The organism is Streptomyces sp. NPDC107521, from assembly GCF_055598485.1.
Genome location: NZ_JBVKAT010000006.1, coordinates 342,651 through 348,761, shown reverse-complemented (window position 1 = coordinate 348,761; position 6,111 = coordinate 342,651). Strand labels below are relative to the sequence as shown.

9 protein-coding genes and 1 pseudogene are annotated in these 6,111 nt (G+C 70.2%); 8 read left to right on the top strand and 2 right to left on the bottom strand.

What is annotated here, in order from left to right; all coding sequences use genetic code 11:
* Nucleotides 1-366 (top strand): annotated as a pseudogene (locus ACZ7LB_RS12785) (hypothetical protein); the annotation flags it as partial.
* 195 nt (nucleotides 367-561) lie between these two features.
* Nucleotides 562-894, top strand: a complete 333-nt coding sequence (locus ACZ7LB_RS12780) for a cupin domain-containing protein (protein ID WP_471467602.1) — start codon at nucleotides 562-564, stop codon at nucleotides 892-894.
* 257 nt (nucleotides 895-1,151) lie between these two features.
* On the opposite strand, the gene ACZ7LB_RS12775 is transcribed toward ACZ7LB_RS12780, so the two are convergent.
* Together ACZ7LB_RS12775 and ACZ7LB_RS12770 are read right to left on the bottom strand one after the other, a co-directional pair.
* Complete coding sequence (locus ACZ7LB_RS12775) at nucleotides 1,152-1,694, bottom strand: MOSC domain-containing protein (RefSeq protein ID WP_471467600.1); 543 nt, start codon at nucleotides 1,692-1,694, stop codon at nucleotides 1,152-1,154.
* Between the two features lie 193 nt (nucleotides 1,695-1,887).
* On the bottom strand, nucleotides 1,888-2,193 hold the full coding sequence (locus ACZ7LB_RS12770) for a hypothetical protein (RefSeq protein ID WP_471467598.1): 306 nt from the start codon (nucleotides 2,191-2,193) through the stop codon (nucleotides 1,888-1,890).
* Nucleotides 2,194-2,850: 657 nt separating this feature from the next.
* Between ACZ7LB_RS12770 and rpsJ the strand changes: the two genes are divergently transcribed.
* From rpsJ to rpsS, 6 genes are read left to right on the top strand one after another with little or no spacing between them, the layout of a single operon-like run.
* Nucleotides 2,851-3,159: a 30S ribosomal protein S10 gene (gene rpsJ / locus ACZ7LB_RS12765; RefSeq protein WP_003948644.1), complete on the top strand. Its 309-nt coding sequence runs from the start codon at nucleotides 2,851-2,853 to the stop codon at nucleotides 3,157-3,159.
* A 17-nt stretch (nucleotides 3,160-3,176) separates the two neighbouring features.
* A complete protein-coding gene (gene rplC, locus ACZ7LB_RS12760; RefSeq protein ID WP_161226984.1) occupies nucleotides 3,177-3,821 on the top strand; it encodes a 50S ribosomal protein L3 in 645 nt (214 codons plus the stop codon).
* A gap of 8 nt (nucleotides 3,822-3,829) precedes the next feature.
* On the top strand, nucleotides 3,830-4,489 hold the full coding sequence (gene rplD, locus ACZ7LB_RS12755; protein WP_161226985.1) for a 50S ribosomal protein L4: 660 nt from the start codon (nucleotides 3,830-3,832) through the stop codon (nucleotides 4,487-4,489).
* Nucleotides 4,489-4,908, top strand: a complete 420-nt coding sequence (gene rplW, locus ACZ7LB_RS12750; RefSeq protein ID WP_161226986.1) for a 50S ribosomal protein L23 — start codon at nucleotides 4,489-4,491, stop codon at nucleotides 4,906-4,908. Before rplD ends, rplW begins: the two co-directional genes overlap by 1 nt.
* Nucleotides 4,909-4,960: 52 nt before the next feature.
* Nucleotides 4,961-5,797, top strand: coding sequence for a 50S ribosomal protein L2 (gene rplB / locus ACZ7LB_RS12745; protein ID WP_161226987.1), 837 nt, complete (start codon nucleotides 4,961-4,963; stop codon nucleotides 5,795-5,797).
* 12 nt (nucleotides 5,798-5,809) lie between these two features.
* Nucleotides 5,810-6,091 carry a 30S ribosomal protein S19 gene (gene rpsS, locus ACZ7LB_RS12740; protein WP_471467596.1) on the top strand — a complete coding sequence of 94 codons (282 nt, stop codon included), beginning with the start codon at nucleotides 5,810-5,812 and terminating at the stop codon, nucleotides 6,089-6,091.
* Nucleotides 6,092-6,111 lie beyond the last annotated feature (20 nt).

Below are 6,111 nucleotides of genomic sequence, written 5' to 3'. Positions count from 1 at the left end.
GGCGAGACCATGGAATGCACCACCAAGCCCCACACCATCACCACCGACGAGGCCGCCACCGGAAAGGTCACCAACACCGCCACCGCCTCCGGCCGAGCCGGCACCACCCCGGTCGTCTCACCCGAGGCCACCGCAACCGTCCCCACCCAACCCGACCAGCCCGGCCAGCCCGGAACCCCGGGCAAGCCCGGCACCCCCGCAGCCCCGGGCCAGCCCGGACAGCCCGGCACCCCGGCCCCCGGCGGCCTGTCCGGGATCATGGCCCGCACCGGCACCACGGTGTTCATCGCGGCCGCCCTGGCCACCGCACTCCTGATCACCGGAGGCACCGCCCTGGCCATCACCCGACGCCGACGCCGCACCTGACACCCGCCACCCCGACCCGGTGACCGCGACAACCAGCCGCGGCCACCGGGCCCCAACACGCGGGGCACCCTCCCCGCCCCGCACCACCCACCACGCCCCCGCCCCGCACCACGGGACGGGGGCGCGGTGCCGTCACGGCCCGCACTACCCCACTCGGCCCTAGGACAGGGAGGCAACGGTGACCAGACTGAGGGCATGCAGAAGATCTCGCTCGACGCGCTGGTCCGGGAACACCTCGAACGCGCCGCCGGTTCCTCCAGCGGGCGCAGCGCCACCACGGTGCACGGCGGCCATGAACTGGTGCTCCGGCAGACCCTGCTCGCCCTCACCGCGGGCACCGGCCTCGCGGAGCACGACAGCCCCGGCGAGGCGACCCTCCAGGTGCTGCGCGGCCGGGTCCGCCTGACCAGCGGCGACGACGCCTGGGAGGGCCGGGACGGCGACCTCGTGGTGATTCCGCCCGCCCGGCACACGCTGGACGCCCTGGAGGACTCCGCCGTCCTCCTCACCGTCGCCAAGCCCGCCTAGAAGATCCCGGCGGTCGTACCGCCGGGCTCCTCCGGAGACCCTGCGTACCGGAGACGGTCGCGAAGGCGCCGGATCCGGGCAGCCGGTGTCCCGCGGCGAACCTTCCCGGCGTGGCGCGGGTTCCCCGATCGGCTCGCCGACCTGCCGAAGCGCGACACCGTGCGGGGCGTGACGGCTGACCGCGCGGATGCGCCCGGTCCTCGCGCCTCAAGGACTCGCGCGGCCGTCCCGATGGCACCGCCCGCCCGGGGAACCGGTCAGACCCGGTCCAGGGGCCGGTGCGGACCGCTGGGGAGTTCCACGCCGATCGTGTCGCCGGGGCGCACGACGCCGCCCTCCCTCACGACGCTCATGATTCCGGCCCTGCGCACGATGTTCCCCGTCTCGTCGCGGCCGACGACCCGCTTCAGCAGTCCGTTCCGGAAGTTGTCGATCTGCAGACAGGGATTGCGCAGGCCGGTGACCTCCAGGACGGCGGAGTCGCCGACGCTCAGCAACGCGCCGACCGGCAGGCCGAGCAGATCGATGCCGCCCGTGGTGATGTTCTCGCCGAGTTCGCCGGGCGCCACCTCGAAGCCCTCTTCGCCGACCTCGGCGAAGAGCTCCTCATGGATGAGGTGGACCTGGCGCAGGTTCGGTCGGGTGGGATCCTGCGCGACGCGCGAACGGTGCTTGACCGTGACGCCGGCGTGCACGTCCCCCTCCACGCCGAGACCGGTGAGCAGTCTGATGCTGTCCCGGTTCGGCTTGGTGAACGAGTACTCCCCGTTGCTGCTGACCGCCGTCACTCGCCCGCTCATACCTCGGACCCTCTCGTCGGTGACCGTACTCAGTCACGAAACCGGCTCTCGCCCCCCCCACGACACAGCATCCACGATCGGTCGCGGGTGAGGCCGTCGGGGATGGGAGGGGACGGGACGGGGCTGGGCTGGGCTGGGCTGGGCTGGGCGCCCGCCGTCCCGGCGCCGTCGGCCCGGGACGCCGGGCGCCCGCCTACGGCCGTGCGTCGCCGCCCGCGGTCAGTCTCGACAGACGGCCCAGCAGTCTCGCGTGGACCGTGGTCGCCGCCGCGACGACGCTCGCGAGGGTCGCCAGGCCGAGCACGCCCAGCAGGGCCGGCCACTGGCGCAGCTCGCTGTCGCAGTCGTAGCCGGGCCGCTGGAACGGGTTCATCAGCGGGCCCTCGCACTGCGGCTCGCCGTCGTAGTTCTCGGGGCCGTAGGAGGAGACCATCAGGACCGCGAGGCACAGCCACAGCGCCAGCGCCACGACCAGGAACGCCATCGACCACTTGTCCATGCGGCCAGCGTCCCGCGCCAGGCGCCGCCGCTCGGCGTCCCCGGCGCCCCCGTCGGCCCGGCCGTCGCCGGTGGCGGGCCCGCTCCCGCCGGCCCCGGCCTCCGCCCCGGCCCCAGCCTCCGCCCCGGCCCCGTCTCCGTTTGTCCCGTTCGTGCCGGTCGCCGTCATGCCGTCCCCCGGATCAAGATCGTCGGATGTGCGCCGGACGACCCTAACGCGGAGGTGCGCGGGGGTGGCCGCGTGTGAGCGGCGGTGAGCTGGGGTACAGTCATCCGCTTCGATTGGCCAGCGCGACGCCCCGTGTGGCAGACTAGCGGGGTTGCTCGGTCGAGTGCCGATGCTGTGCGCCTCCCGCCGGGAGGACCGGAAGCGAGTCCCACAGTACTCGTCGCCCCAACTGCCCACCGGGCAGCGCTGGAGCGGACGTACGGGAATCTTCCGGGAAGTGTCAGCGGGGTACCGGCCAGGCGCCCGGTGGGCCTCTCGCCCCCGGTCCGCGGTTCCGGAAGGGCCCGCACTTCCCCGTGCAGGGATGTTCGAACAAGGGACATCTGTGTCAGCGGAAGCGCGACACGCCCGACCGCGTGGGTCGGAGAAGAGAAAGTACGGAACACCGGGCTCCGGAGCGTTTACGAGAGACAGGACTACGAAGTAGCCATGGCGGGACAGAAGATCCGCATCCGGCTCAAGGCCTACGACCACGAGGTCATCGACTCCTCGGCGAAGAAGATCGTCGAGACGGTGACCCGGACTGGTGCGTCGGTCGCAGGCCCGGTGCCGCTGCCCACTGAGAAGAACGTGTACTGCGTCATCAAGTCGCCGCACAAGTACAAGGACTCGCGCGAGCACTTCGAGATGCGCACGCACAAGCGCCTGATCGACATCCTCGACCCGACGCCCAAGACCGTTGACTCTCTGATGCGACTCGACCTCCCGGCCGGTGTCGACATCGAGATCAAGCTCTGAGGGCCGGTGATCTGAAGATGACCAAGCAGATCAAGGGCATCCTGGGCGAGAAGCTCGGCATGACGCAGGTGTGGGACGAGAACAACCGCGTTGTTCCCGTCACCGTCGTCAAGGCCGGCCCCAACGTCGTCACCCAGGTCCGCACGAACGACGCCGACGGCTACGAGTCCGTCCAGATCGCCTTCGGCGAGATCGACCCGCGCAAGGTGAACAAGCCCCTCAAGGGCCACTTCGCCAAGGCCGACGTCACCCCCCGCCGCCACCTCGTGGAGATCCGCACGTCGGACGCCAGCGAGTACACCCTCGGCCAGGAAGTCACCGCCGAGGTGTTCGAGGCCGGCGTGAAGGTCGACGTCACCGGCAAGAGCAAGGGCAAGGGCTTCGCTGGTGTCATGAAGCGCCACAACTTCCACGGTCTCGGCGCCGGACACGGCACGCAGCGCAAGCACCGCTCGCCCGGTTCCATCGGTGGCTGCGCCACCCCGGGCCGCGTGTTCAAGGGCCTCCGCATGGCCGGCCGCATGGGCAACGAGCGGGTCACCACCCAGAACCTGACCGTCCACGCCGTTGACGCGGAGAAGGGTCTGCTGCTCATCAAGGGCGCGGTTCCCGGTCCGAACGGCGGCCTCGTCCTGGTCCGCACCGCGGCCAAGGGGGCCTGAGGTAACCGATGAGCACTGTTGACATCCTTTCGCCTGCCGGCGAGAAGACCGGAAGCGTCGAACTCCCCGCGGAGATCTTCGGCGTGGAGAAGATCAGCATTCCGCTGATCCACCAGGTCGTCGTCGCGCAGAACGCCGCCGCGCGTCAGGGCACGCACAAGACCAAGCGTCGTGGCGAGGTCCGCGGTGGCGGCAAGAAGCCGTACCGCCAGAAGGGCACCGGCCGCGCCCGTCAGGGCTCGACCCGCGCTCCGCAGTTCGCCGGCGGTGGCGTCGTCCACGGCCCGCAGCCGCGTGACTACTCGCAGCGGACCCCCAAGAAGATGAAGGCCGCGGCCCTGCGCCACGCCCTCACCGACCGGGCCCGCCACAACCGCATCCACGTCGTCACCGGCGTGATCGAGGGCGAGACCCCCTCCACGAAGTCCGCCCGGACGCTGTTCGGCAAGATCTCGGAGCGCAAGAACCTGCTCCTGGTCGCCGTCCGCGCCGACGAGGCCGCGTGGCTGTCCGCCCGCAACCTGCCCCAGGTCCACATCCTGGAGCCGGGCCAGCTCAACACGTACGACGTTCTCGTCTCGGACGACGTGGTCTTCACCCAGGCCGCTTTCGAGTCCTTCGTCGCCGGCCCGAACAAGGCCAACGACACCGAAGGGAGCGAGGCCTGATGGCTACGCGTCACCCCTCCATCGCCTCCAAGGCGGCCAAGGCCGCCAAGGCCGCGCGGGTCGCCAAGGCGCGCCGCCACGCCGCCGAGGGCAAGAACACCGTCGTCACCCCGGCCAGCAAGGCGTACACGGACCCCCGTGACGTGCTGCTGAAGCCGGTCGTGTCGGAGAAGAGCTACGCCCTCCTCGACGAGAACAAGTACACGTTCGTCGTCGACCCGCGGGCCAACAAGACCCAGATCAAGGAGGCCGTGCAGTCGGTCTTCTCGGTCAAGGTCACCGGGGTCAACACGATCAACCGCCAGGGCAAGCGCAAGCGCACCCGCACGGGCTTCGGCAAGCGCGCCGACAGCAAGCGCGCGATCGTGACCCTTGCCGAGGGCGACCGTATCGACATCTTCGGCGGTCCGACCTCCTGACGGAGGTCCGGATCGTCCCGGATTTCGGAACACTTCCGAGGACTGAGAGACAATGGGAATCCGCAAGTACAAGCCGACGACGCCGGGCCGCCGTGGCTCCTCCGTCGCCGACTTCGTCGAAGTAACGCGGTCCACGCCGGAGAAGTCGCTGGTCCGCCCCCTGCACAGCAAGGGCGGCCGTAACAACGCCGGTCGTGTGACCGTTCGCCACCAGGGTGGCGGACACAAGCGCGCCTACCGCGTGATCGACTTCCGTCGTCACGACAAGGACGGCGTGCCGGCCAAGGTCGCGCACATCGAGTACGACCCCAACCGCACCGCGCGCATCGCGCTGCTGCACTACGCCGACGGCGAGAAGCGCTACATCCTCGCCCCGCGCAACCTGCAGCAGGGCGACCGGGTGGAGAACGGCCCGACGGCCGACATCAAGCCCGGCAACAACCTGTCGCTGCGCAACATCCCGGTCGGTACCACGATCCACGCGATCGAGCTCCGCCCCGGTGGCGGCGCCAAGCTCGCGCGCTCGGCCGGTACCTCCGTGCAGCTGCTCGCGAAGGAGGGCGCCTACGCCCACCTGCGCATGCCGTCCGGTGAGATCCGCCTGGTCGACGTCCGCTGCCGCGCCACCATCGGCGAGGTCGGCAACGCCGAGCAGAGCAACATCAACTGGGGCAAGGCGGGCCGCAAGCGGTGGCTGGGCGTCCGCCCGACCGTCCGTGGCGTGGTCATGAACCCGGTGGACCACCCGCACGGTGGTGGTGAGGGCCGGACCTCCGGTGGCCGTCACCCCGTGTCCCCGTGGGGCCAGAAGGAAGGCCGTACTCGTTCGCCCAAGAAGGCGTCGAACAAGTACATCGTCCGCCGCCGCAAGACGAACAAGAAGCGCTAAGGACGGGTTGAGATGCCTCGTAGCTTGAAGAAGGGGCCCTTCGTCGACGACCACCTGATCAAGAAGGTGGATGTCCAGAACGAAGCCGGCACCAAGAACGTCATCAAGACCTGGTCCCGTCGCTCGATGATCGTCCCGGACATGCTCGGACACACGATCGCGGTGCACAACGGCAAGACCCACATCCCGGTGTTTGTCACCGAGTCCATGGTCGGCCACAAGCTCGGCGAGTTCTCGCCGACCCGCACCTTCCGGGGTCACGTCAAGGACGACCGGAAGTCGAAGCGCCGCTGACGCGGGGTGGAATGACCAAT